Origin of the sequence: Enterobacter sp. BWH52, from assembly GCF_001037565.1 — a bacterium.
In the GTDB taxonomy this organism is placed as follows: domain Bacteria; phylum Pseudomonadota; class Gammaproteobacteria; order Enterobacterales; family Enterobacteriaceae; genus Enterobacter; species Enterobacter hormaechei_C.
Genome location: NZ_KQ089854.1, coordinates 2,264,605 through 2,289,539, shown reverse-complemented (window position 1 = coordinate 2,289,539; position 24,935 = coordinate 2,264,605). Strand labels below are relative to the sequence as shown.

Genomic DNA, 24,935 nt, shown 5'->3' with positions numbered 1-24,935 from the left:
GCTACAATTCATCCTTCCGAACAATATTCGTTAAATCAGCAGGTAAGCACTGCAACTGCACCAGATTAAGTACAAATTAGTAAAAGGATAATTTTTCCATGACAAAATTACCTCAGTTTTCACTCGCCTTTATTCATCCTCGTTACTGGCTCAGCTGGGCAGGCATTGCCGCGCTCTGGTGCACGGTTCAGCTTCCGTACCCGCTGCTGTTGAAAACAGGTCACAGGCTTGGGCGTCTGGCTATGCGCCTGCTTCCACGCCGCGTGGAGATCGCCAGACGAAATCTTGAGCTTTGCTTTCCTGATATGAAAGAGGACGAGCGCGAGCGTTTACTTGAGCGTAATTTTGAATCGGTTGGAATGGGCGTCATCGAAACCGGGATAGCGTGGTTCTGGCCTAACTGGCGCGTGCGGAAACACTTCAGCGTGACCGGCTACGAACATATGGAACAGGCGCGGGCGCAAGGTAGGGGCGTGGTGCTCATTGGCATGCATTTTCTCACGCTGGAATTAGGCGCACGCATCTTTGGCATGCTCAACGCGGGTATTGGTGTGTATCGTCCCAACAATAATGCGTTGCTCGACTGGCTGCAAACGCGCGGTCGTCTGCGTTCCAATAAAACCATGCTTGACCGCTATGACCTGAAGGGCATGATCCGCGCACTGAAGCAAAACGAGATCCTGTGGTATGCCCCGGACCACGACTATGGCAAAACGAATAGCGTGTTTGTGCCGTTTTTTGCCGTCCCGGACGCCGCGACAACTGCCGGGAGCTACATGCTGGTGAAAAGTGCCAGACCGGCCGTGATCCCGTTTGTACCGCGCCGAAAAGCAGATGGCACAGGATATGAACTGCTTATTCTGGAAGATATCAGCGATACGTTGCAGGGAGGCGATAAAGCGTCGGTGGCCACGCAAATGAACAGAGCGATTGAGCGCGCCGTGATGATGGCGCCTGAGCAATATATGTGGCTGCATCGCCGGTTCAAAACCCGCCCTGAAGGCCAGCCGGACCGGTATAAACGCAAAAAACAGGTCGCGTCTACTGCAAGAACCTTATCTGCCAGCGATATTTCGGACCGGTCGAGTATCCAGCAGTAGTCGGTCAGGGCGGATGCCGGTGCGCTCCGCCCTTTATAAATCCTGCCGCGCTGGATAGAATTACCGCATCCACATTGACGGGATGCCCCACATGACCGGAAGAGTCGATTATCATCTAGAAAAATACCTCCTCACCGAAGCCGGCGAGCCGGAACGGCTGACGCGCCAGTGGGCCGAGGTGATGCGCGAGTGTCATGACCAGAAATCCGGGGCAGAAGAGCGGCTGCGTCTCGCGCTGCTGAACGTGGATTATGTGACCAGCTTTGAGCTTCCCTTCCGGTTACTTCTTACCCGTGCACCGCAGCTGATTGATGGCATCAGAAATGAGTTCCAGCTCAGTCAAAAAAATGTCCTGTTCAACGGCAAGCGGTTTGGCTGCGTTTACAGCCTTAAACAGGATTTGAAGGGCATTCCAGATGAATTTACCTACCACCTGAAGACCCGTATTCAGCGGATCGATGCCTCCGGCGGTTCGGAAGTGCCTTACCGGCAAATCGCTCAGCAGGTGAAAGCCCCCCGCGAGCGCCTCCAGCTGGCGCTGGAACAGGGGCTTGCGGTCACCGCGCTTGACGGGCTTTTCTGGTTTGGCCTCCAGCGCATAGCCGCCGACGTGCAGCGGTTAAGGAAGACCGGGATGAGAATAGTGACGTCCGATACGGAGGTGTTCGACACCTTTACCGGAACAACACGGCGCATTCCGGTTTATCGTCTTGAGGACGCTGCCGCTACTTAGCCTGGAGCAGGATCGCCAGCAGTCCCGGAAAGCGGGCGTCCAGATCCTCTCTTCTCAGTGAGATCATATTCTCGCGCCCCTGCGGGCGCTGCCAGATCACGCCGCTGTCGCGCAGCACGCGCCAGTGGTGAGTCATAGTGGATTTCACCACCTCTTCCGGGCGCAGCGCGTTACAGCTCAGTTCGCTGCCGTCGGCCAGCCTGCGAATAATCGCTAATCGCAGCGGGTTGCCGAGGGCGAACAGCACATTTTCCAACACTATTTGTTCAGGTTCCGGGTGGTTTGGGATCATCGTTTTCCTGCGTCTCGCGTGAGATTGAGCTATATCAACAATAGGTCAACCGTTAAAAAATAGTTCGATAATACTCGTACAATGGGACTATTATAACAAACGAACGAATACGCGACCATCCCGGTCGTCACAAACCAGTCTTGAAGACTTAAGGAAATAACATGCCCCGACCCATTCCACTCGAACGTTATCGCAACATCGGTATCTCCGCGCATATCGATGCGGGCAAAACAACCACCACTGAGCGCATCCTGTTTTACACCGGGATGAGCCACAAGCTGGGTGAAGTACACGATGGCGCGGCAACCACCGACTGGATGGCGCAGGAGCAGGAGCGCGGGATCACCATTACGTCGGCGGCGGTAAGCTGTTTCTGGCCTGGTATGGACAGAGGCTTTGAACCGCACCGCATCAATATTATCGACACCCCCGGGCACGTGGATTTCACCATTGAGGTGGAACGTTCCATGCGTGTGCTCGACGGCGCGGTAATGGTCTATGACTCCGTCGGTGGCGTGCAGCCGCAGTCGGAAACCGTCTGGCGTCAGGCGAATAAATACCATGTTCCGCGTCTGGCATTCGTCAACAAAATGGACCGCCCGGGCGCAGATTTCTTCCGCGTGGTGCGGATGATGCAGGAGCGGCTGAAAGCCAATCCTGTCCCGATTGTGATCCCCGTGGGGGCAGAAGAACACTTCACCGGCGTGGTGGATCTCATCAAGATGCGCACCATTCTGTGGGACGATGCGACGCAGGGCATGGCATTTAGCTACGCGCCGGTGCCTGACGATCTGCTGAGTACCGCCCAGACGTGGCGAGAAAAAATGGTCTCGTCTGCGGCAGAAGCCAGCGATGAGCTTATGGATAAGTACCTTGAGACGGGCGAACTGGATGAAGCGGAAATCATCAAAGGACTGCGGATCCGGACTATCTCCGGTGAAATACAGCCCATGCTGTGCGGCAGCGCTTTCAAGAACAAGGGCGTGCAGCGCATGCTCGACGCGGTGATTGAATTGATGCCGTCTCCACTGGACGTGCCCGCTATTGATGGGGTAGACGAAGACGGACAGCACGCCGAGCGCCACCCAAGCGATGATGAACCGTTCTCGGCGCTGGCCTTCAAGCTGATGAGCGATCCGTACGTCGGCCAGCTGACCTTCATCCGCGTCTATTCCGGCATACTGCGTAAAGGCGACGCGGTGTACAACCCGGTGAAGGGCAAGAAAGAGCGTATCGGGCGCATCGTGCTGATGCATGCCAACGATCGCCATGAGGTGGACGAGCTGCGCGCAGGGGATATCGCAGCCTGTGTCGGGCTGAAAGACGTCACCACCGGTGACACGCTGACCGACCCGAATGCGGTGATCACCCTTGAACGGATGGAGTTCCCGGATCCGGTTATTTCGTTGGCGATTGAGCCGAAAACCAAGGCCGATCAGGAGAAAATGGGGATCGCCCTACAGCGCCTGGCGGCGGAAGATCCGTCGTTCCGCCTGCACACGGACGAAGAGTCCGGTCAGACGATTATCTCCGGGATGGGCGAGCTGCATCTGGAGATCATCGTCGACCGCATGAAGCGCGAGTTTGGCGTTGAGGCGAACATTGGTCGTCCGCAGGTCACCTACCGTGAAACCCTGCGTAAAGCGGTGAAGGATATTGAAGGTAAATTTGTCCGACAGTCCGGCGGGAAAGGGCAGTACGGTCATGTGGTCCTGAGCCTTGAGCCGTTAGCAGCCGGGAGTGGTTTTGTGTTTGAAGATGCCACCAAAGGCGGGGTGGTGCCGCGGGAGTACATCCCGTCGGTGGAAAAAGGGTTGCGAGAAGCCATGAATACGGGTGTGCTGGCGGGCTATCCGGTGGTGGATGTGAAAGCGACCCTGACGTTTGGTTCTTACCATGACGTTGACTCCTCGGAGATGGCCTTCCGCATGGCGGCGATCCTCGGCTTCAAAGAGGGCGCACGGCGGGCGGACCCGGTTATTCTTGAGCCGGTCATGCACGTTGAGGTGGAAACGCCGGAAGAGTATGCCGGGAACATTATGGGCGATCTCTCCTCCCGTCGCGGCCTGGTGCAGGGGATGGCAGAGCAGTACGGCAGCCAGATTATTCGCGCTGACGTCCCGCTGGCTGAGATGTTTGGTTATGCCACCACGCTGCGCTCGATGTCCCAGGGGCGCGCGACGTATACGATGGAATTCCATCATTTTGCGGAAGCTCCGCGGAATGTGGCGGATGAGATTATTGCGAAGCGTGTGAAGAGTTAATTAATTGCACATGGTAGTCATTTGGCTACCATGTGTCTTTATTATCGCGACAGGGAGTTTATGCCTGTTACTTAATTAGCGTCGCCGATCGCACTTTCCATTTTCCTTGCTCTTCAACGAGACAATCTGCAATAACATGATCTTGCTTCTTACCAAATGCGACATAGACGTTTGTGCATACGGCGTCAAAATCAGAATGTAAGACGGTTATCTGATTCCAGTCATCATCCCAGTCCTGCGCTTTGATAAACATATCCGCATCGGGCATATCTTTATCGTTACTGTCGCCAGAGTACATTTCTTTAATTGCTGCAATGGTCCCTGAGGCTACGTACTCGTTCATAATGTCTGGATTGAGTACGGGTGGTTTGTTCTGATCTAACTGCGCTATATACCATTGATTGAATTTAAGTGCCGCCTGACCCGGTGCATAAATATTTTCTGCGGCCGCGAGCGGAGACAGGGCGAAAAGTAAAAAGTAGAGTGGTTTCATTAATCATGCCTGAACAGTTCGTAATGAGGTTGTATGTTGCGGTAAGCCTGCCCAGGATACATGGTGCGTTGCACAAAATCGCTGATCCACTGTTGACCATCGTATATACAAACGTGACCGCTATCATGACCAACTATATTTTGGATAACTGCGACGTCACCAGCATGGGGTTGATCATATACCAGGTGAAAGCCTGCATTGACTAATGTGCGCCCCATATCTTTTGCCAGACGCGTGTTGGGGAGTTTTAATCGACCACCCGCTCTGATCGCTTCTGTTACGTAACGAGCACAATTACCCGTGCTGCTGGGCTGCGCGTGTGATTTCGCATATGATATTGCGCCATCTTTGTTCCATGACATGGATATTTCCTTTACGAAAGATTGTTTATACAACAGCTTCTGAAATATCCTCCGTTTAACATCGTCATGATAAACATAAAATGCCATAGAAATTTTATATAATTCATATGGGTATAATTAAAAAATCATTCCAGCGCCTTCACCATTTTCCCGCTCGCGACAAACGTACCCGCTCCCAGATGATGCAGCGTATTCAGCTTATCCCCGTCAAACTGCCAGCGTCCGGCGACAAATGCGCGTTCATCCGCCGCGGCGGAAACCACTTCGCCAAACAGAGTGTCATATTTCTCTGCCGCAGAGGTGACAGGTAATAACCGGCACTCCATCCAAGCCAGACATTTCTCTTCTATAACCGGCAGGTCAAGCTCAGGGCCATAAATAACCGGGATCCCGTAGCAGTTAAATTTATCCTCGTCGCGCCCGCTGACGCTGCCGACCGCCCAGGTCCAGTTGGCTGCCGCCACGCCGGGGATCACAATGCCGAATTTCCCGCTGCGTTCGATCAACTCCCGTGACCACGCGCTTTTGTCTACCACAATCGCGATACGCGGGGGTTCAAATTCCACCGGCATAGACCATGCGGCGGCCATGACATTGCGACGATCGATGGTCTCATCCCGGCTGGTGATGAGCACGGTTGGACCGTGATTCAGAAGGCGGCTGGCGTGACGTAATTCAACAGGGCGAAAGTGGCTCATAGGATCTCCTCGTGTACACGATGAGTATGACGAAAAAGCACTTTTACGCATATGCAAAAGGGAAAATAGTTTATAAACAGGGGATATCACCTCCTGGAGCAAATCATGTCCCCATTTCTGAGTGCTTATTTTGCCCGCACGGGCTGGCAGCAGCCCGTACAGGTTAATATCGATACCCTGCGGGGGCTGCATTTACACCATAACTGCGCGATCCCCTTCGAAAATATCGACGTCGTTTTGCCGCGGGAAATCCATCTGGACGACGGGTGTCTGGTGGATAAACTGGTCACCGCACGTCGAGGGGGGTATTGCTTCGAGCAAAACGGCTTGTTTGAGCGGGTATTGCGCGAAGTCGGGTTTACGGTGCGCAGCGTGCTGGGGCGGGTTGTGCTGGCCAATCCGTCGCAGATGCCGCCGCGTACGCACCGGTTGCTGCTGGTTGAGCTGAACGGCGAGCGCTGGATCGCCGATGTGGGATTTGGCGGACAAACGCTGACGGCGCCGATTCGTTTGATCGCCAACGAGGAACAGGAAACCCCGCACGGGCGTTATCGTTTGCTGAGCGAGGGTAACGACTGGATACTGCAATTCCGCCATCACGACCACTGGCAGTCGATGTATCATTTTGACCTGGCGACCCAGTACTTCAACGATTACGTGATGGGAAACTTCTGGTCGGCGCACTGGCCGCAGTCCCATTTCCGTCATCACCTGCTGATGTGTCGCCACCTGCCGGACGGGGGCAAGCTAACGCTGACCAACTTTAATTTTACCCACTGGCAGAACGGTCATGTGGAAGAGCAGATCCATTTGCCGGATGCGGAGGCGCTGTATCAGCTGATGCAGGCGCGGTTTGGCCTGGGCGTTGATGACCCGAAGCACGGCTTTACCCTGGCAGAGCTGACGGCCGTGATGGCGGGGTTTGATACGCATCCGCAGGCGGGGAAATAGCCCGGTGGCGGCTACGCCTTACCGGGCCTACGGGAGTGTGAACGTAGGTGGAATAAGGCGTAGCCGCCACCCGACAAAATTAACGGCGCGATCTCACAACCTGATAGCGACGGGTAAAATACTCAAACGGCGCGCTCCACACGTGCACCAGGCGGGTGAACGGGAAGATAAGGAAGATCGTCATCCCCAGCACCAGATGCACGCGGAAGATCGGCGCGACGCCGCTCAGCATTTCCGACGAGCCTCCCTTGAACGTCACGATCCCCTGCGCCCAGCCGACCAGCTTCATCATCTCGCTTCCGTCAGGATACTGGGCGGAGAAAGGAATGGTCGACAGCCCAAGGATGCACTGAAGCAGCAGGATACTCATGATGATAATATCCGGCGTGGTGGACGTGGCGCGCACCCGCTGGTTGAACAGGCGGCGGATCAGCAGCATAGAGCCGCCAATCAGCGTTAGCACCCCGCAAATGCCCCCCGCAATCATGGCTAACTGCTGTTTAACCGCGATGGGTAAAAACCAGGCGTACATCCAGTGCGGGGTTAACATGCCGAACAGGTGCCCGAAGAAGATCCCCAGAATGCCGATATGAAACAGGTTCGAAGCCCAGTTCATCCCGCGCTTGCTGAGCATCTGGCTCGACGAGGCGCGCCAGGTGTACTGCCCGTAGTCGTAGCGCAGCCAGCTGCCAAGGAAAAAGACGGTGGCGCAGATGTACGGATAAATGTCATAGAAAAACACGTTCAGGTAATGAGTCATTTTGGGCCTCCGGCGCTGACGTCCACGTACTGCGGCGCGACGTCCTGGCTAAAGCGTCGTTGATATTGCTGCATCGGCGAACTGTCGCACGATGTGGCGTTGTCTTCGATAAACTTGACCTGTTCCTCTTCCCACACGGCGTCCAGCGCCTGACGGGTATCATCCCGTATTTCACCGAACACCTGTTTCGCCACGCTGTCGCTGGAAAGCCGTGTTTCCGCCAGCGACAGCAGGGCGTCAAACAGCTGGTAATGCGCGACCTCGCGCTGTTTCAGGCGGCCTCCAATCAGCGCCAGTATAGGCGCGACGTTTTGCAGCCCTTCACGTGCCTCGTCGTCGCTGACGATACTGAGATATTCCAGATAGAGCGGCAGATAGTCCGGCAGCTCGCGGCAATCCAGCTCCAGCCCGGCTTTCTCATACTGGCTCATCAGGTCGACCATCGCCTGACCGCGATCGCGCGACTCGGCGTGAACGTGCTCGAACAGCAGCAGCGACGTTGCGCGTCCCCGCTCGAAGACTTCACACCATTCGGCCTGCTTATCCAGCAGCGGGGCGCTCAGGTGCTGCTGCGCAAACGGCAGCAGCATGGGCGCATCCTGTTCCACCAGGGAAAGCGCTTCGTCACGGTTTTCCCACAGCAGCTCATCGGGATACTCAATGAGCAGCGCGATGATTTTGAGGATTTGCATTACTCTCCCTCCCCGTGATCGCGCACTTCGGTGATGTTGATCGCGTCGATGCGGCTGCTGTTGAAGAGGTTGAATTTTGTGTCGGAGCCGTGACAGCCGTCGCCGAAGGTGAAGCCGCAGCCGTTTTTCTCCGGGAAAGCGTCGCGTGCCATTTCGCGGTGGCTGGTGGGGATCACGAAGCGGTCTTCGTAGTTAGCAATCGCCAGATAGCGGTACATCTCTTCAACCTGCGCTTCGGTCAGGCCGACCTCTTCAATGGCGCGGGTATCGGTCACGCCTTCCACGGTCTGGGAGCGCTTGTAGTGACGCATTGCCATCATGCGCTTCAGGGCGCGCAGCACCGGGCCGGTATCGCCCGCGCTGAGCATGTTTGCCAGGTATTGCACCGGGATGCGCAGGCTTTCTACCGCAGGCAGTACGCCGTCGCTCTGCGGCAGACCACCCGCGTCCGCGTAGGACTGAATCGGTGACAGCGGCGGCACATACCAGACCATCGGCAGGGTGCGGTATTCCGGGTGTAGCGGCAGGGCGAGCTTCCAGTCCATCGCCATTTTGTAAACCGGGGAACGCTGCGCTGCGTCGATGACGTTCTGCGGGATGCCCTGCTTCAGGGCTTCTTCAATCACCGCCGGATCGTTCGGGTTAAGGAACACGTCGCACTGGCGCTCATACAGATCGGTTTCATGCTCGGTGCTGGCCGCCTCTTCAATGCGGTCTGCGTCATACAGCAGCACCCCGAGATAGCGGATGCGTCCGACGCAGGTTTCCGAGCAGACAGTCGGCTGGCCGGACTCGATGCGCGGATAGCAGAAGATGCACTTCTCTGACTTGCCGCTTTTCCAGTTGAAGTAGATTTTTTTGTACGGACAGCCGCTAATGCACAGACGCCAGCCGCGGCATTTGTCCTGGTCGATCAGCACAATGCCGTCCTCTTCGCGTTTGTAAATCGCACCGCTCGGGCAGGTGGCGACGCAGCTCGGGTTCAGGCAGTGCTCGCACAGGCGCGGCAGGTACATCATGAAGGTGTTTTCGAACTGGCCGTACATCTCTTTCTGGATCTTCTGAAAGTTTCGATCGCGGGCGCGTTTTTCGAACTCGCCGCCCAGCAGCTCCTCCCAGTTTGGTCCCCAGACGATCTTATCCATCCGCTTACCGTCGATCAGCGAACGTGGGCGGGCGGTAGGGAGGTGATCCCCCTCCGGGGCGCGGTGCAGATCCTGGTAATCGAAGGTGAAAGGTTCATAGTAATCGTCAATCTGCGGCAACACGGGGTTGGCGAAAATTTTCGACAGGACGCCCATTTTTCCGCCGAGGCGTGGGGTCAGCTTGCCGTGAATACCGCGGATCCAGCCGCCTTGCCACTCATCCTGATCTTCCCAGTTTTTCGGATAGCCGATGCCGGGTTTGGTTTCGACGTTATTAAACCACGCGTACTCCATCCCTTCGCGCCCGGTCCAGACGTTCTTACAGGTGACCGAGCAGGTGTGGCAGCCAATGCATTTATCGAGATTCAGTACCATGCCAACCTGTGAGCGTATTTTCATTTTTTCGCCTCCTGTACCTGATCCCGACCTTCGCCGTCCAGCCAGTTAATGTTTTTCATTTTGCGGATCATGATGAACTCGTCGCGGTTCGAGCCGACGGTGCCGTAATAGTTGAAACTGTACGCCAGCTGCGCGTAGCCGCCGATCATGTGGGTCGGTTTCGGGCAGACGCGGGTAACCGAGTTGTGGATCCCGCCGCGCCGTCCGGTTACTTCTGAACCCGGAATGTTCAGGATTCGCTCCTGAGCGTGGTACATCATGGTCATGCCCGGCGGCACGCGCTGGCTGACCACCGCGCGGGCGGTGAGGGCGCCGTTGGCGTTGAAGGCTTCAATCCAGTCGTTGTCCTCAATGCCCAGCTCGCGCGCGTCGGTTTCGCTGATCCAGACGATGGGCCCGCCGCGCGACAGGGTCTGCATCAGCAGGTTTTCGCTGTAGGTGGAGTGAATGCCCCATTTCTGGTGCGGCGTCAGAAAGTTAAGCGCTTTTTCAGGGAAGCCGTTCGGCGGGATCTCGCGCATATGGGTTACGCTGCGGGTATCAATCGGTGGACGATAGGCCACCAGACTCTCCCCGAAGGCGCGCATCCAGGCATGATCCTGATACAGCTGCTGGCGGCCGGAAATCGTGCGCCACGGGATCAGCTCGTGAACGTTGGTATAGCCTGCGTTATACGACACGTGCTCGCTCTCAAGGCCGGACCACGTTGGGCTGGAGATAATTTTGCGCGGCTGCGCCTGAATATCGCGGAAGCGGATTTTCTCATCTTCTTTGTTCAGCGCCAGATGGGTGTGATCGCGCCCGGTCAGTTCGCCGAGGGCTTCCCAGGCTTTGACCGCGACCTGACCGTTAGTTTCCGGGGCAAGGGCGAGGATCACCTCTGAAGCATCAATGGCGGTCTCGATGCGCGGACGGCCTTTGGCCGGGCCGTCGAGCTTGACGTAGTTGAGCTTGCCGAGGAAATCGACCTCATTCTGGGTGTTCCACGATATGCCTTTTCCGCCGTTGCCGAGCGTGTCCAGCAGCGGGCCAAGCGCCGTAAAGCGCTCGTAGGTTTCCGGATAGTTGCGCTCGACGACTGCAATGTTTGGCGCGGTTTTGCCGGGGATCAGATCGCACTCGCCTTTGCGCCAGTCCAGAATATCAAAAGGCTGCGACAGCTCCCCCGGGGAGTCATGCTGTAGCGGCTGTAGCACCACGTCAGTTTCGGTGCCGAGATGCCCTACGCACACTTCAGAGAACACCTTAGCGATGCCCTTGTAAATCTCCCAGTCGCTGCGGGACTCCCACGCCGGGTCAACGGCGGCTGAGAGCGGGTGAATAAACGGATGCATGTCCGAGGTATTCATATCGTCTTTTTCATACCAGGTGGCGGTGGGCAGGACGATATCCGAGAACAGGCAGGTGCTGGACATACGGAAATCAAGCGTCACCAGCAGATCAAGCTTGCCCTCAATGGCGGCGGTTTGCCATTCCACCTCTTCAGGTTTCACGTCGTCCGTTGAGCCTAAATCCTCACCCTGAATACCGCTCTCGGTGCCAAGCAGGTATTTCAGCATGTATTCATGGCCTTTCCCGGACGAACCGAGCAGGTTAGAACGCCAGACGAACAGGTTGCGCGGGTGGTTCTTGCCGTTGTCCGGCTGTTCGCAGGCGAAGCGAATATCACCCGATTTTAACGCCTGTACGGTGTAATCCTGCGGCGACATCCCGGCGGCGTCGGCGCGAGCTTTCACGTGCAGCGGGTTGAGGTTGAGCTGCGGCGCGGAAGGGAGCCAGCCCATACGCTCGGCGCGGACGTTGAAATCAATCAGGTGACCGGTAAACTTCGATGCGTCTGCGAGGGGAGAAAGCAACTCCCTTGCGGTGAGCTTCTCATAGCGCCACTGGCTGGCGTGGTTGTAAAAGTACGATGTGCTGTTCATCTGGCGCGGCGGACGGTTCCAGTCCAGCGCGAAGGCCAGCGGCAGCCAGCCGGTTTGCGGGCGCAGCTTTTCCTGGCCGACATAGTGCGACCAGCCGCCGCCGCTCTGCCCGACGCAGCCGCAGAAGACCAGCATGTTGATCATCCCGCGGTAGTTCATGTCCATGTGGTACCAGTGGTTCACACCGGCCCCGAGAATGATCATCGACCGTCCGTGGGTCTTATGCGCCGTGTCGGCAAATTCACGGGCGATTTTTTCTATCAGATAAGCGGGGACGCCGGTAATTTGTTCGCCCCAGGCTGGGGTGTAGGCTTTTATCTCGGCGTAGTTTGTCGCCGCGTTACTGTCTTCCAGACCGCGATCGAGGCCGTAGTTTGCGAGCACCAGATCGTACACGCTAACCACGCGTCTCTGGCTGCCGTCGGCCAGCGTCAGGGTTTTACTCGGTACTCGGCGCGTCAGCACCGGCTCCTGCTTCACGCTGCGGAAATGCGGGTTCTCGTTGCCCCCGAAGTAAGGGAAGGCCACGTCTGCCACGCTGTCGTGGGTGATGAGCAGGGAAAGCGTCAGCTCGGTTTCCTGTCCCGCGGCCAGCGACTCCAGGTTCCATTTGCCTTTTTCACCCCAGCGGAAGCCGATGGAACCATTCGGCGCCACCAGATTTCCGGCCACGTCAAAGGCGATGGTTTTCCACTCCGGATTATTGGTTTCACCCAGCCCGTCGGCCAGATCCGATGCACGCAGCATGCGGCCCGGCACCACGCGACCGTCAGCCTGTTCATCCAGCAGAACCAGCATCGGCATATCGGTGTAGCGGCGGCAATAGTTGAGGAAGTAATCGCTCGGGTTATCAAGATGGAACTCTTTGAGGATCACATGCCCCATCGCCATGGCAAGGGCGCTGTCGGTACCCTGTTTGGGGGCCAGCCACTGGTCGCTGAGCTTTGCCACCTCCGAGAAGTCCGGCGTAATGGCGACGGTCTTGGTGCCTTTGTAACGCACTTCGGTAAAGAAGTGGGCGTCCGGGGTGCGCGTCTGCGGCACGTTCGAGCCCCAGGCAATGATATAGCTGGAGTTGTACCAGTCCGCCGATTCCGGCACGTCGGTCTGTTCGCCCCAGGTCATCGGCGACGCCGGAGGCAGATCGCAATACCAGTCATAGAAGCTCAGGCAGGTGCCGCCGAGCAGGGAGAGATAGCGCGTACCGGCGGCATAAGAGACCATCGACATGGCCGGGATGGGGGAAAAACCGGCTACCCGATCCGGGCCGTAGTTTTTGATGGTCCAGACGTTGGCGGCAGCAATCAGCTGGTTAAGCTCTTTCCAGTTTGAGCGGATAAAACCGCCTTTACCGCGCGCCTTCCTGTAGCTCTGCGCTTTCTGCGGATCGTTCTGAATGGCGTCCCAGGCCAGCACCGGGTCGGTATACTGCGCCAGCGCCTCGCGCCAGAGTTCGATCAGCCTGCGGCGCACCAGCGGGTATTTCAGGCGGTTGGCGCTGTAGAGATACCAGGAGTAGCTTGCGCCACGTGGGCAGCCGCGCGGTTCGTGGTTAGGCAGGTCAGGGCGGGTGCGCGGGTAGTCGGTCTGCTGGGTTTCCCAGGTCACCAGGCCATTTTTGACATAAATCTTCCAGCTACAGGAGCCGGTGCAGTTAACGCCGTGGGTGGATCGCACAATCTTGTCGAACTGCCAGCGCTGACGGTAGCTGTCCTCCCAGTCGCGGTTGGTGTGGTACACCTGCCCGTGCCCATCGGCGAAACTGTCGCCTTTTGTTTTGAAGTAACGGAAGCGGTCCAACAGTTTGCTCATGACATTTCTCCTGCTTCGATAGCATGGCCGGAGGGTGAGGCATCACGCTCCGGCGAAGAGGTAGTTATTATTTTTGTGAGGATTTGCGGCCGTACACCAGCCAGGTGACGAGCACGCAGACGATGTAAAACACGAGGAAGACCTTCATGGCGCCCACCGGAGAACCGGTCATCGCCAGGGATGTGCCAAAGGCTTTGGGAATAAAGAACCCGCCCACCGCACCGATGGCAGAGATAAAGCCCAGCGCGGCAGCCGTTTCGGTCACCGCTTCATGCTGTGCCTGTTCGTCGCTCCCGCCCTGTTTTTTTACGCGGTCGAGGGTGATTTGGCGAAAGATAATCGCGATCATCTGGAAGGTCGAGCCGCTGCCCAGGCCTGCGGTCAGAAACAGGCCCATAAAGACCAGATAGAAGGCGATAAAACTGCCTGAACCAGACCCGGGGAGTGTCAGGAAAATCAGGGCGCTAAAGATGGCCATAAAGACGAAGTTGATCAGCGTCACCCGTACGCCGCCCAGCCTGTCTGAAATCATCCCGCCAGCCGAACGCGCCAGGGCGCCAATCAGCGGACCAAAGAAGGCGAGGTGGAGGATATTTACGTCCGGAAACTGGGTTTTCGACAGCATGGCAAAGCCTGCCGAGAAACCGATAAACGAGCCGAAGGTTGCCAGATAAAGCAGGCTCAGCAGCCAGAGGTGAAAGCGCTTAAGTACCGGAAGCTGGCTGGCAATGGATGCTTTCGAGCTGGCGATGTCGTTCATGCCAAAAAACGCCGCAAGGGTGGCCAGAATCAGCAGCGGCGCCCAGATCCACGCCGCGTTCGCCAGCCACATCGTCGAGCCATCCTCCTGGGGGACGCCGTGAACGCCGAGAAAGGTAAACATCGGCAGGAAAATCACCAGCGGCGCAACCAGCTGCATCACGCTCACACCCAGGTTACCCAGCCCGCCGTTAATGCCCAGCGCGCTGCCCTGTCTGGCTTTCGGGAAGAAGAAACTGATGTTTCCCATGCTGGAAGCGAAGTTGGCGCCGGCAAAACCGCACAGCAGTGCAATGATGATAAAGACCCAGTAAGGCGTGGCGGTATTCTGGATGGCGATCCCAAGCCAGACACAGGGTACGACCAGGATAACGGTGCTTAACACGGTCCAGTAACGCCCGCCAAATATCGGCACCATAAAAGAGTAGGGGACACGCAATATCGCGCCGGAGAGAGAAGGTAATGCCGTTAGCATAAAAAGCTGATCGGTGCTGAAATTAAATCCGACCTTATTAAGGTTTACCGCAATAGCGCTAAACAACATCCAGACACAAAACGCGAGAAGCAAACACGCCACGGAAATCCATAGGTTTCTTCGTGCGATATGTTTCCCTTTATTCTCCCAAAATTGCGCATTTTCCGGTTTCCAGTTACTCAACAGATGCTGGTTACTCTTCTCGCTTTGATGTGACATATCACCCTCTTGCTTACCCAAGTGGAGAGAAAAAATTAAATAAAAACAGAAAGATACCTGTCGGTAGCTTGTAGGAATTATTGGATGTTATGGGATACATCTGAAAGGATAGATAAAAAAGCGAATCCCTGAGTTTGGAATGGGAATCTGGGTTCGCTTTATGTGTTACTAATTGTAACTTTTTGCGGAAATTAATACCCCGATGGGAGTATTAAAACAATTCGAGGGAGATAAGTTTATCCAGATGCTTATTAAAGGCCGCGTCGTCCATTTCAGGCATATTTAATACGTATATGCCATCAAGGCCACATACCAGACCAATTAAACGCCAGGCGATATTTTCCGGCTGGTCAGCAAGCGTAAAGGCGTTGGCCTCCGCCCCGGCCCTGATAATCGCAACCGTTTCCTGGTGCCACATCTCCATAGTCAAAACGTAGGCGCCTTTAATATCGCTATCCCGGCTGGCGAGAATTTGCGCCTCTCGCCACAGCCGAATGTAGGGCTCAAACCCGCCGTCATCGCTGCCGAGCATGGCATGCAGGCGCTCGCGCCAGCCAGCGTTTTCGCCAACGATTTCAGCATCCAGCAAATCGCGGATTAGCCGGACAAACGCCAGCGACTTAAGCTCGCCCGCCGACGCAAAGTGGTGATGCAACTGCCCGGTGGCGACGCCCGCTTCGGTGGCGATGCGGCGCACGGTCATTGCAGCGAATCCTTCGGTCAGCGCCACGCGCATCGCGGCCTGGAGGATCTCTTCCCGCCGCTCGTCCTTGCTCAGATAACGCATAATTTCTCACTCTCAATGGCAACGAAACGAGTGTAACAAAGAGCTGGACAAGTGTTCAACTTTACGTAGGATCGCAATCTGGACATGTGTCCAATTTTTAACTGAAAAGGAAATTTATGTTTCGTCAGTGGTTAGCGTTAGTGATTATCGTGCTGGTATATATCCCGGTGGCGATTGACGCGACGGTGCTGCACGTGGCGGCGCCAACATTGAGCATGACGCTGGGTGCCAGCGGCAACGAATTGTTGTGGATTATTGATATTTACTCGCTGGTGATGGCGGGGATGGTGCTGCCGATGGGCGCGCTGGGCGATCGCATAGGTTTTAAGCGCCTGCTGATGATCGGCAGCGTGCTGTTTGGCCTGTCATCCTTAGCGGCGGCTTTTGCGCCGTCCGCGGGCTGGCTGATTGCCGCCCGCGCGTCGCTGGCGATAGGCGCGGCGATGATTATTCCGGCTACGCTTGCAGGGATCCGCACGCTGTTTATTGATGCGCGGCACCGTAATATCGCCCTCGGCGTCTGGGCTGCCGTTGGGTCGGGCGGCGCGGCGTTTGGCCCGCTGATTGGCGGCATGCTGCTGGAGCACTTTTACTGGGGTTCGGTGTTCCTGATTAATGTGCCGATCGTGCTGATGGTGGTTTCGCTTGCTGCGCGCTTTGTGCCTGCTCAGCAGGGTCGGCCCGAGCAGCCGCTCAATATCAGCCATGCCATTATGCTAATTGTGGCGATTTTACTGCTGGTCTATAGCGCCAAAACCGCCTTGAAAGGGGTGCTGTCGCCGTGGATGGTGACCATTACGCTGCTTACCGGGGCGGTGATGCTGTTTATCTTCGTCCGTATCCAGCTGCGCGCGCGCGTACCGATGATCGACATGCGTCTGTTTTGCCATCGCATTATTTTAAGCGGCGTGGTCATGGCGATGACCGCCATGATTGCGCTGGTGGGCTTTGAACTGCTGATGGCGCAGGAGTTGCAGTTTGTGCATGGTTTTACGCCGTTTGAAGCAGGGATATTCATGCTGCCGGTGATGGTGGCGAGCGGATTTAGCGGGCCGATCGCGGGTGTGCTGGTCGGGCGTCTGGGGCTACGCATTGTCGCGGCCGGAGGCATGGGGCTTAGCGCGGTCAGTTTTATCGGCCTGTCGACCCTCGATTTCAGCACCCAGCAGTGGCAGGCGTGGAGCCTGATGGTGCTGCTGGGCTTCAGTGCCGCCAGCGCACTGCTGGCATCGACGTCAGCGATCATGGCTGCCGCGCCGAAAGAGAAAGCGGCCGCCGCAGGCGCAATCGAAACCATGTCCTACGAGCTGGGTGCTGGTCTGGGGATCGCCATTTTCGGTCTGCTGTTAACCCGCAGCTTTTCGGCGTCAATTGTACTGCCGCAGGGGCTGAGCGCGTCGCTGACCGATAAAGCCTCGTCGTCCATCGGTGAAGCGATGAAGGTGGCGCAGGAGCTGACGCCGTCGCTGGCCGAGCCGGTGATGACGGCGGCGAAAACTGCGTTCATCACCTCGCACAGCGTGGCCCTGGGCAGTGCGGGAGGCATGCTGCTGATTCTGGCGGTCGGGATCTGGTTTAGTCTGGCAAAGGTCGGAGGGCAGCAGTAATAAAAAAGGCCAGCCGGGAGGGCTGGCCTTTTGAACTAACAGATCTTAGAACTGGTAGGTCAGACCTACAGCCACGATGTTGTCGGTAGCCACTTTGGCATCTTTGGTGAACTGGCTGTCATCCACGAGGTTGATTTTGTAATCAACGTAGGTGGACATGTTTTTGTTGAAGTAGTAGCTCGCGCCAACGTCAACGTATTCAACCAGATCCTGGTCGCCATAAGAACCGATGTCTTTACCTTTGGATTTCAGGTAAGCGATGGATGGACGCAGACCGAAGTCGAACTGGTACTGCGCCACAACTTCGAAGTTCTGCGCTTTGTTGGCAACGTGACCGTTACCGAACGCCGTCATGTTGCGGGTTTCAGAGTAGGTGGTTGCCAGGTAGATGTTGTTCGCATCGTACTTCAGGCCAGCAGCCCAGACTTCTGCGTTTTCGCCACCGGCGTTCAGGTCGCTTGCAGCACGAACCTGACGGTCGGTACGGTCAGATTTCGCGTAGGTCGCACCCACACCGAAGCCGTCGAATTCATAGGTAGAAGAGAGACCCCAGCCGTCACCGTTGGATTCGGTGATCTCTGAACGGTCGTTTTTACCCTGGTACTGAGCAGCCACGTTCAGGCCGTCAACCAGACCAAAGAAGTCGGTGTTACGGTAGGTTGCAACGCCAGTGGTACGGCCGGTCATGAAGCCGTCAGTCTGCGTCCAGGTATCGCCACCGAACTCTGGCAGAACGTCAGTCCACGCGCCGATGTCATAAGCCACACCGTAGTTACGACCGTAGTCGAAGGAACCGAATTCATCGAATTTCAGACCAGCGTAGGCCAGACGGGTTTTGTTGCCGTCGGAACCCTGAGCTTCGGAGCGATTGCCCTTGAACTCATATTCCCACTGGCCGTATCCGGTCAGCTGATCGTTGATCTGAGTTTCACCTTTGAAGCCCAGACGAACATACGTTTTGTCGCCGTCGCTACCAGCATCATCAGAAAAATAGTGCAGACCAGTAACTTTGCCGTACAGATCCAGTTTGTTACCGTCTTTGTTAAAAACTTCAGCCGCGTTAACAACGCCAGCTGCCAACATGGAAGTCACTGCCACTGCAACTAATTTAAGTTTCATCTTAAATAATCCTTATAATTTTATTTAGGTATTTCCTAAGCCACCCGAGCGATTTTTAAACGAGGTTTATCGTCAATGGCAGACTATTTTTAAAATTCCGTAGACTGCTTTCAATAATAAGTTTCAAAATATTAAAGATAATTTCAATTAGTGTGATCCCGATCGGGTAAATTGCCCTTAAATCGCTCAATCAGGTTAATATATAGACATAAATTGATTATTAACAAAGCACGATAATATGGCTGTAAATAATTGTCGGACGTTTTAGTTTTTCGATGGAATTAAAGGGTTTTGACAGAGAGTGTCAACGTGTGGGGCGCGATAACATCTTTTAAAACAGCGGATTATGAATTTTTCGGTGAGCCAGTGTCTGTTTTCTAAGTGAAATATTCAGAAATAAACTATTGCACTTTGTGCTATATAGCGCGGTAATATTGGCGCTGAACTAATTACCTGTGTTGTCAGTTTATGTCAACTTCCACAACGGCTCTGGCTATCTGTGGGCATTCTATACAGAAATTTTAGTTGTCTCGAATGTTACTCATTATATTCGAGGGTGTGATCACACATTAAATAATTGTTAATTTTGTGCCGGGCATATTGGGTACCCGGCAAAAAATAAAAATACTATTTGCGGGTGGCATACCAGCACAGTAACGATCCGGCGCACACCATTAATGCCCCTTGCCAGAATGAGAATGAAAGCGGAGAGCTCAGCACAATAGCCGCCAGCGCGGCGGAAAGAACGGGCGTGAAATAAGAGACAGCCGCAAGCACCGTGACGTTACCGTGAAGAATACCGATATTCCAGGCGGCGTAGCCAAAGCCAAGCGCAACCCCACACATCAATAGCTTCACCACAACCGGGACGCTGAACACCATTTCGGGCTGATCGCTGACGGCATATTTGACCCACAGGCTCAGGGCGGTCAGCAGGACGAAAAGGGTAATGCCATTTTGCCCTTTGGCATACTTGCTGGTGACGGTGCAGTAGGCGGCCCAGATAAAAGCGCCAGCAAACGCCAGCCCATAACTCAGCGGACTTGAAACGACGTTCTGCATGATGTCATTCAGTTGCAGACCGTTTTCGCCACCTAAAACCCAGCACACCCCCAACAGCGAGATGAGAAGCCCAGGGATGACCCACAGGGTGGATTTTTGCCCGTTGAACAAAATCGCGAAGGCAATCGTCAGGCTTGGCCACAGATAATTGACCATACCGACTTCAATCGCCTGTGAGCGCGTCGCGGCATATCCCAGCGACAGGGCCAGGCACATCTCATAGCTGACAAACAGGATGCTGCCCGCAAGAAGATAGCGCCTGGAAAAACGCCGAAGATCGGGAAAACCCACCGTTACCAGACACAGCAGCCCGCTGACGGTGTAAATCATCGCCGCGCCGCCCACCGGGCCCAGTCCTTCACTGACGCTGCGGATGAGACCCACCATGGTGCTCCACAGCAATATGGCCGCCAGGCCTGTCAGCGTTGCTCTTTTTCTGTCCATTACCCTGCCAGTCTTCAAAAAATCAAAGGGAAAACTTATAGCATCTATCCGCTACACCTGGCGAATTTTCTACGGGGGAGATACCCCGAAAAGAGTAGCAAATCGTACCAGCGGTGACTATTTGGGGGGCTAAGTATAGCGACCTTGATTTGACGCAATAAAAAAAGGGGCTTTGCTGTTAGTTTGCCGCGCGAAGTCTTATCAGATAACGAGGACAACAATGGACGTCAGCCGCAGACAATTTTTTAAAATCTGCGCGGGCGGTATGGCCGGAACAACAGCCGCGATGCTGGGATTCGCTCCCAAAATGGCGCTGGCTCAGGCACGCAACTATAAACTGCTGCGCGCGAAAGAGATCCGTAACACCTGCACATACTGCTCCGTGGGTTGTGGGCTATTAATGTATAGCCTGGGTGATGGCGCGAAGAACGCCAAAGAAGCGATTTATCATATTGAAGGGGACCCGGACCATCCGGTGAGCCGCGGGGCGCTTTGCCCGAAAGGGGCGGGGCTGCTGGACTACGTCCACAGTGAAAACCGTCTGCGCTACCCGGAATATCGTGCGCCGGGGTCTGACAAATGGCAGCGTATCTCCTGGGACGACGCTTTCTCCCGAATTGCAAAACTGATGAAAGCGGATCGCGACGCCAATTTTATTGAGAAGAACGAGCAGGGCATCACGGTAAACCGCTGGACCTCCACCGGGATGCTGTGTGCCTCTGCGGCAAGTAATGAGACCGGCATGCTGACGCAAAAATTTGCGCGCTCCCTCGGCATGCTGGCGGTTGATAACCAGGCGCGCGTCTGACACGGACCAACGGTAGCAAGTCTTGCTCCAACATTTGGTCGCGGTGCGATGACCAACCACTGGGTTGATATCAAAAACGCAAACGTCGTGGTGGTTATGGGCGGTAACGCCGCTGAAGCCCATCCGGTGGGGTTCCGCTGGGCGATGGAAGCGAAAAACAACAACGATGCGACGCTGATTGTCGTCGATCCACGCTTTACGCGTACGGCATCGGTGGCTGATATCTATGCGCCGATCCGCTCCGGTACGGATATTACGTTCCTTTCCGGCGTACTGTTGTACCTGATCGAAAACAATAAGATTAACGCGGAATACGTTAAGCATTACACCAATGCCAGCCTGCTGGTGCGGGAAGATTTCGCTTTCGAAGATGGTCTGTTCAGCGGCTATGACGCCGAGAAACGTCAGTACGATAAATCATCCTGGAACTATCAGTTCGACGAAAACGGCTACGCGAAACGCGATGAGACCCTGAGCGATCCGCGCTGCGTGTGGAACTTGCTGAAACAGCACGTTTCCCGCTATACGCCGGACGTGGTGGAAAACATCTGCGGTACGCCGAAAGCGGACTTCCTGAAAGTGTGTGAAGTGCTGGCCTCCACCAGTGCCGCCGACAGAACCACTACTTTCCTGTACGCGCTGGGCTGGACGCAGCATACCGTGGGCGCGCAGAACATTCGCACCATGGCGATGATCCAGCTGCTGCTCGGCAACATGGGGATGGCCGGTGGCGGCGTGAACGCCCTGCGCGGGCACTCTAACATTCAGGGCTTAACCGACCTAGGCCTGCTGTCGACCAGCCTGCCGGGTTACCTGACCCTGCCGTCCGAGAAGCAGACCGACTGGCAAAGCTGGCTTGACGCCAACACGCCAAAAGCGACGCGTCCGGACCAGGTGAACTACTGGAGTAACTATCCGAAGTTTGCCGTCAGTCTGATGAAATCGTTCTACGGCGACGCGGCGCAGAAAGAGAATGACTGGGGCTTTGAGTGGTTGCCGAAATGGGACCAGGCTTACGATGTCATCAAGTATTTCAATATGATGGATAAGGGCGACGTCACGGGGTATATCTGCCAGGGCTTTAACCCGGTGGCGTCATTCCCGGATAAAAACAAAGTCGTTCGCAGCCTGAGCAAGCTGAAGTACATGGTGGTTATCGATCCGCTGGTCACCGAAACGTCTACGTTCTGGCAGAACCACGGTGAATCAAACGATGTCGATCCGGCATCCATTCAGACCGAGGTGTTCCGCCTGCCATCGACCTGTTTTGCGGAAGAGGACGGTTCTATTGCCAACTCTGGCCGCTGGCTACAGTGGCACTGGAAAGGTCAGGATGCGCCGGGTGAAGCGCGTAATGACGGCGAAATTCTGGCCGGGATTTACCATCGTCTGCGCGAGATGTACCGCACAGAAGGCGGCAAAGGCGCTGAGCCGCTGCTGAAGATGAGCTGGAACTACAAGCAGCCGGATCATCCTGAGTCCGAAGAGGTGGCAAAAGAGAACAACGGCGTGGCGCTGGCCGACCTGTACGATGCCAACGGCAATCTGGTGGCGAAGAAAGGCCAGTTGCTCAATAGCTTCGCGCTGTTGCGTGACGACGGTACCACCGCCTCGTCCTGCTGGATCTACACCGGCAGCTGGACTGAGCAGGGTAACCAGATGGCCAACCGCGATAACGCCGATCCGTCAGGCCTGGGTAACACCCTGGGCTGGGCATGGGCGTGGCCGTTAAACCGCCGCGTACTGTACAACCGTGCCTCCGCAGACGTGAACGGTAAGCCGTGGGATCCGAAACGCATGCTGATCGAGTGGAACGGCACGAAGTGGACGGGGAACGATATCCCGGACTTCAACACCGCCGCGCCGGGTAGCAACACCGGGCCGTTTATCATGCAGCCGGAAGGGCTGGGACGTCTGTTTGCTATCGACAAACTGGCGGAAGGGCCGTTCCCTGAACACTACGAGCCGATGGAAACGCCGCTCGGCACTAACCCGTTGCACCCGAACGTGGTGTCAAGCCCGGTGGTACGCATCTACGAAGACGACATGCTGCGTTTAGGTAAAAAAGACAAGTTCCCCTATGTCGGCACTACTTACCGCCTGACCGAGCATTTCCATACCTGGACCAAGCACGCGCGGCTTAACGCCATCGCGCAACCGGAACAGTTTGTGGAGATAAGCGAAACCCTGGCGAAGGCGAAAGGCATTGCCAATGGCGATCGCGTGAAGGTCAGCAGCAAGCGCGGCTTTATTCGCGCGGTGGCGGTGGTCACCCGTCGTCTGCAAACGCTGAACGTGCACGGCCAGCAGGTGGAAACGGTGGGCATACCACTGCACTGGGGCTTTGAAGGGGTAGCGCAGAAAGGCTACATCGCCAATACCCTGACGCCAAACGTCGGCGATTCCAACTCGCAAACGCCGGAGTATAAAGCGTTTCTGGTCAACATCGAGAAAGCGTAAGGAGCGATTAAATGGCGATGGAAACACAAGACATTATTAAACGCTCCGCGACCAACCCGATAACGCCCGCGCCTCGTGCGCGGGACTACAAGGCAGAAGTCGCCAAGCTGATCGATGTCTCTTCCTGCGTGGGCTGTAAGGCCTGCCAGGTGGCCTGCTCGGAGTGGAACGATATCCGCGACGAGGTGGGGCACTGCGTTGGGGTCTATGACAATCCTGCTGATCTGAGCGCCAAGTCCTGGACGGTGATGCGCTTTAGCGAAACCGACCAGAACGGCAAGCTGGAGTGGCTGATCCGTAAAGACGGCTGTATGCACTGTGAAGATCCGGGCTGCCTGAAGGCGTGCCCGTCTGCCGGGGCAATCATTCAGTACGCCAACGGGATCGTCGACTTCCAGCAGGATAACTGCATCGGCTGCGGCTACTGCATCGCAGGCTGTCCGTTTAATATCCCGCGCCTCAATAAAGAGGATAACCGGGTCTATAAATGCACCCTGTGCGTCGATCGCGTCAGCGTCGGCCAGGAGCCTGCCTGCGTGAAGACCTGTCCTACCGGGGCGATCCACTTCGGCACCAAAAAAGAGATGCTGGAAGTGGCGCAGCAGCGGGTGGATAAGCTCAAAGCGCGCGGCTATGACAAGGCCGGGATTTATAACCCGCAGGGCGTGGGCGGCACGCACGTCATGTATGTTCTGCACCACAATGACCAGCCGGAGCTGTATCATAATCTGCCGAAAGATCCGGCGATCGATACATCAATCAACCTGTGGAAAGGGGCGCTTAAACCGCTTTCAGCGGCGGGCTTTATCGCCACCTTTGCCGGGCTGATTTATCACTACATCGGTATCGGGCCGAATAAAGAGGTGGATGACGACGAGGAGGAGCATCATGAGTAAGTCGAAAATGATAGTGCGCACAAAATTTGTCGATCGCGCCTGTCACTGGACGGTAGTCATCTGCTTCTTCCTGGTGGCGGTATCCGGCATATCGTTCTTCTTCCCGACGCTACAGTGGCTCACGGAAACCTTCGGGACACCGCAGATGGGGCGCATTCTGCATCCGTTCTTCGGCGTGCTGATTTTCGTGGTGCTGATGTTTATGTTCGTGCGTTTTGTTCATCACAATATCCCTGACAAGCAGGATATTCCGTGGCTAAAAGGGATTGTTGAGGTTCTGAAAGGCAACGAGCATAAAGTCGCGAAGGTGGGGAAATACAACGCCGGGCAGAAGATGATGTTCTGGACCATCATGAGCATGATTTTTGTGCTGCTGGTGACCGGGGTCATCATCTGGCGTCCGTATTTTGCGCACTATTTCCCGATTCAGGTAGTGCGTTATGCGCTGCTGATCCACGCGACCTCGGCCATTATTCTGATCCACGCCATTCTGATCCATATGTATATGGCCTTCTGGGTGAAAGGATCGATTAAAGGCATGATTGAAGGGAAGGTGAGCCGCCGCTGGGCGCAGAAGCACCATCCGCGCTGGTACCGCGACGTTGAGCGTCTTGAAGCGCAAAAAGAGAGTTCGGAAGGGTTGAAGTAAATCTTGCGCCGTCGGCATTGTCCG

Annotated in this window: 20 protein-coding genes; 8 read left to right on the top strand and 12 right to left on the bottom strand. The window is 55.8% G+C overall.

The window, feature by feature from the left end; all coding sequences use genetic code 11:
- The first annotated feature begins 98 nt into the window (after positions 1-98).
- Both SK47_RS10765 and SK47_RS10760 read left to right on the top strand, forming a co-directional pair.
- Positions 99-1,100, top strand: a complete 1,002-nt coding sequence (locus SK47_RS10765) for a Kdo(2)-lipid IV(A) acyltransferase (RefSeq protein WP_023314194.1) — start codon at positions 99-101, stop codon at positions 1,098-1,100.
- Between the two features lie 91 nt (positions 1,101-1,191).
- A complete protein-coding gene (locus tag SK47_RS10760; protein ID WP_048244136.1) occupies positions 1,192-1,833 on the top strand; it encodes an ECs1377 family protein in 642 nt (213 codons plus the stop codon).
- On the opposite strand, the gene SK47_RS10755 is transcribed toward SK47_RS10760, so the two are convergent.
- Complete coding sequence (locus SK47_RS10755) at positions 1,826-2,125, bottom strand: ArsR/SmtB family transcription factor (protein ID WP_000612740.1); 300 nt, start codon at positions 2,123-2,125, stop codon at positions 1,826-1,828. The genes SK47_RS10760 and SK47_RS10755 overlap by 8 nt on opposite strands.
- Positions 2,126-2,286: 161 nt before the next feature.
- Between SK47_RS10755 and fusA the strand changes: the two genes are divergently transcribed.
- The gene (fusA, locus tag SK47_RS10750) at positions 2,287-4,389 is read left to right on the top strand and encodes an elongation factor G (protein ID WP_003857019.1); all 2,103 of its coding nucleotides are present in this window, start codon (positions 2,287-2,289) and stop codon (positions 4,387-4,389) included.
- Positions 4,390-4,456: 67 nt separating this feature from the next.
- On the opposite strand, the gene SK47_RS10745 is transcribed toward fusA, so the two are convergent.
- The 3 genes from SK47_RS10745 to SK47_RS10735 all read right to left on the bottom strand — a co-directional run bounded on the left by SK47_RS10745 (position 4,457) and on the right by SK47_RS10735 (position 5,942).
- Positions 4,457-4,882 carry a DUF3828 domain-containing protein gene (locus SK47_RS10745; RefSeq protein ID WP_003857021.1) on the bottom strand — a complete coding sequence of 142 codons (426 nt, stop codon included), beginning with the start codon at positions 4,880-4,882 and terminating at the stop codon, positions 4,457-4,459.
- The gene (locus SK47_RS10740) at positions 4,882-5,244 is read right to left on the bottom strand and encodes a hypothetical protein (RefSeq protein WP_022651231.1); all 363 of its coding nucleotides are present in this window, start codon (positions 5,242-5,244) and stop codon (positions 4,882-4,884) included. The genes SK47_RS10745 and SK47_RS10740 overlap by 1 nt, the downstream gene beginning before the upstream one ends.
- 125 nt (positions 5,245-5,369) lie before the next feature.
- A complete protein-coding gene (locus tag SK47_RS10735; protein ID WP_003857024.1) occupies positions 5,370-5,942 on the bottom strand; it encodes a flavin reductase family protein in 573 nt (190 codons plus the stop codon).
- A 105-nt stretch (positions 5,943-6,047) separates the two neighbouring features.
- Here SK47_RS10735 and nhoA point away from each other — a divergent pair, with 105 nt between their 5' ends.
- The gene (gene nhoA / locus SK47_RS10730) at positions 6,048-6,893 is read left to right on the top strand and encodes an N-hydroxyarylamine O-acetyltransferase (RefSeq protein ID WP_003857025.1); all 846 of its coding nucleotides are present in this window, start codon (positions 6,048-6,050) and stop codon (positions 6,891-6,893) included.
- A 79-nt stretch (positions 6,894-6,972) separates the two neighbouring features.
- Here nhoA and narI read toward each other — a convergent pair whose 3' ends face one another.
- The 6 genes from narI to SK47_RS10700 form a co-directional block, all read right to left on the bottom strand.
- Positions 6,973-7,653, bottom strand: a complete 681-nt coding sequence (gene narI / locus SK47_RS10725) for a respiratory nitrate reductase subunit gamma (protein ID WP_003857027.1) — start codon at positions 7,651-7,653, stop codon at positions 6,973-6,975.
- On the bottom strand, positions 7,650-8,345 hold the full coding sequence (narW, locus tag SK47_RS10720; RefSeq protein WP_048244133.1) for a nitrate reductase molybdenum cofactor assembly chaperone: 696 nt from the start codon (positions 8,343-8,345) through the stop codon (positions 7,650-7,652). Before narW ends, narI begins: the two co-directional genes overlap by 4 nt.
- Positions 8,345-9,889 (bottom strand): nitrate reductase subunit beta, encoded by a 1,545-nt coding sequence (gene narH / locus SK47_RS10715; RefSeq protein WP_003857031.1) that lies wholly within the window; start codon positions 9,887-9,889, stop codon positions 8,345-8,347. The genes narW and narH overlap by 1 nt, the downstream gene beginning before the upstream one ends.
- Positions 9,886-13,626: a nitrate reductase subunit alpha gene (locus SK47_RS10710; RefSeq protein ID WP_048244131.1), complete on the bottom strand. Its 3,741-nt coding sequence runs from the start codon at positions 13,624-13,626 to the stop codon at positions 9,886-9,888. The genes narH and SK47_RS10710 overlap by 4 nt, the downstream gene beginning before the upstream one ends.
- A gap of 67 nt (positions 13,627-13,693) precedes the next feature.
- Positions 13,694-15,079, bottom strand: coding sequence for a NarK family nitrate/nitrite MFS transporter (locus tag SK47_RS10705; protein WP_003857034.1), 1,386 nt, complete (start codon positions 15,077-15,079; stop codon positions 13,694-13,696).
- 211 nt (positions 15,080-15,290) lie between these two features.
- Positions 15,291-15,866: a TetR family transcriptional regulator gene (locus SK47_RS10700; RefSeq protein WP_003857036.1), complete on the bottom strand. Its 576-nt coding sequence runs from the start codon at positions 15,864-15,866 to the stop codon at positions 15,291-15,293.
- A gap of 116 nt (positions 15,867-15,982) precedes the next feature.
- Between SK47_RS10700 and SK47_RS10695 the strand changes: the two genes are divergently transcribed.
- Positions 15,983-17,473 (top strand): MFS transporter, encoded by a 1,491-nt coding sequence (locus tag SK47_RS10695; RefSeq protein WP_048244129.1) that lies wholly within the window; start codon positions 15,983-15,985, stop codon positions 17,471-17,473.
- Positions 17,474-17,518: 45 nt separating this feature from the next.
- Here SK47_RS10695 and ompC read toward each other — a convergent pair whose 3' ends face one another.
- Complete coding sequence (ompC, locus tag SK47_RS10690; RefSeq protein WP_023314189.1) at positions 17,519-18,592, bottom strand: porin OmpC; 1,074 nt, start codon at positions 18,590-18,592, stop codon at positions 17,519-17,521.
- Between the two features lie 627 nt (positions 18,593-19,219).
- Positions 19,220-20,098: an aromatic amino acid DMT transporter YddG gene (gene yddG / locus SK47_RS10685; protein ID WP_023314188.1), complete on the bottom strand. Its 879-nt coding sequence runs from the start codon at positions 20,096-20,098 to the stop codon at positions 19,220-19,222.
- Positions 20,099-20,318: 220 nt separating this feature from the next.
- Between yddG and fdnG the strand changes: the two genes are divergently transcribed.
- The 3 genes from fdnG to fdnI are packed head-to-tail and all read left to right on the top strand — an operon-like array spanning position 20,319 to position 24,911.
- Complete coding sequence (fdnG, locus tag SK47_RS10675) at positions 20,319-23,366, top strand: formate dehydrogenase-N subunit alpha (RefSeq protein ID WP_156172555.1); 3,048 nt, start codon at positions 20,319-20,321, stop codon at positions 23,364-23,366.
- 11 nt (positions 23,367-23,377) lie between these two features.
- Positions 23,378-24,262, top strand: a complete 885-nt coding sequence (gene fdxH / locus SK47_RS10670) for a formate dehydrogenase subunit beta (RefSeq protein ID WP_003857048.1) — start codon at positions 23,378-23,380, stop codon at positions 24,260-24,262.
- A complete protein-coding gene (gene fdnI, locus SK47_RS10665; protein WP_003857050.1) occupies positions 24,255-24,911 on the top strand; it encodes a formate dehydrogenase-N subunit gamma in 657 nt (218 codons plus the stop codon). The genes fdxH and fdnI overlap by 8 nt, the downstream gene beginning before the upstream one ends.
- Positions 24,912-24,935 lie beyond the last annotated feature (24 nt).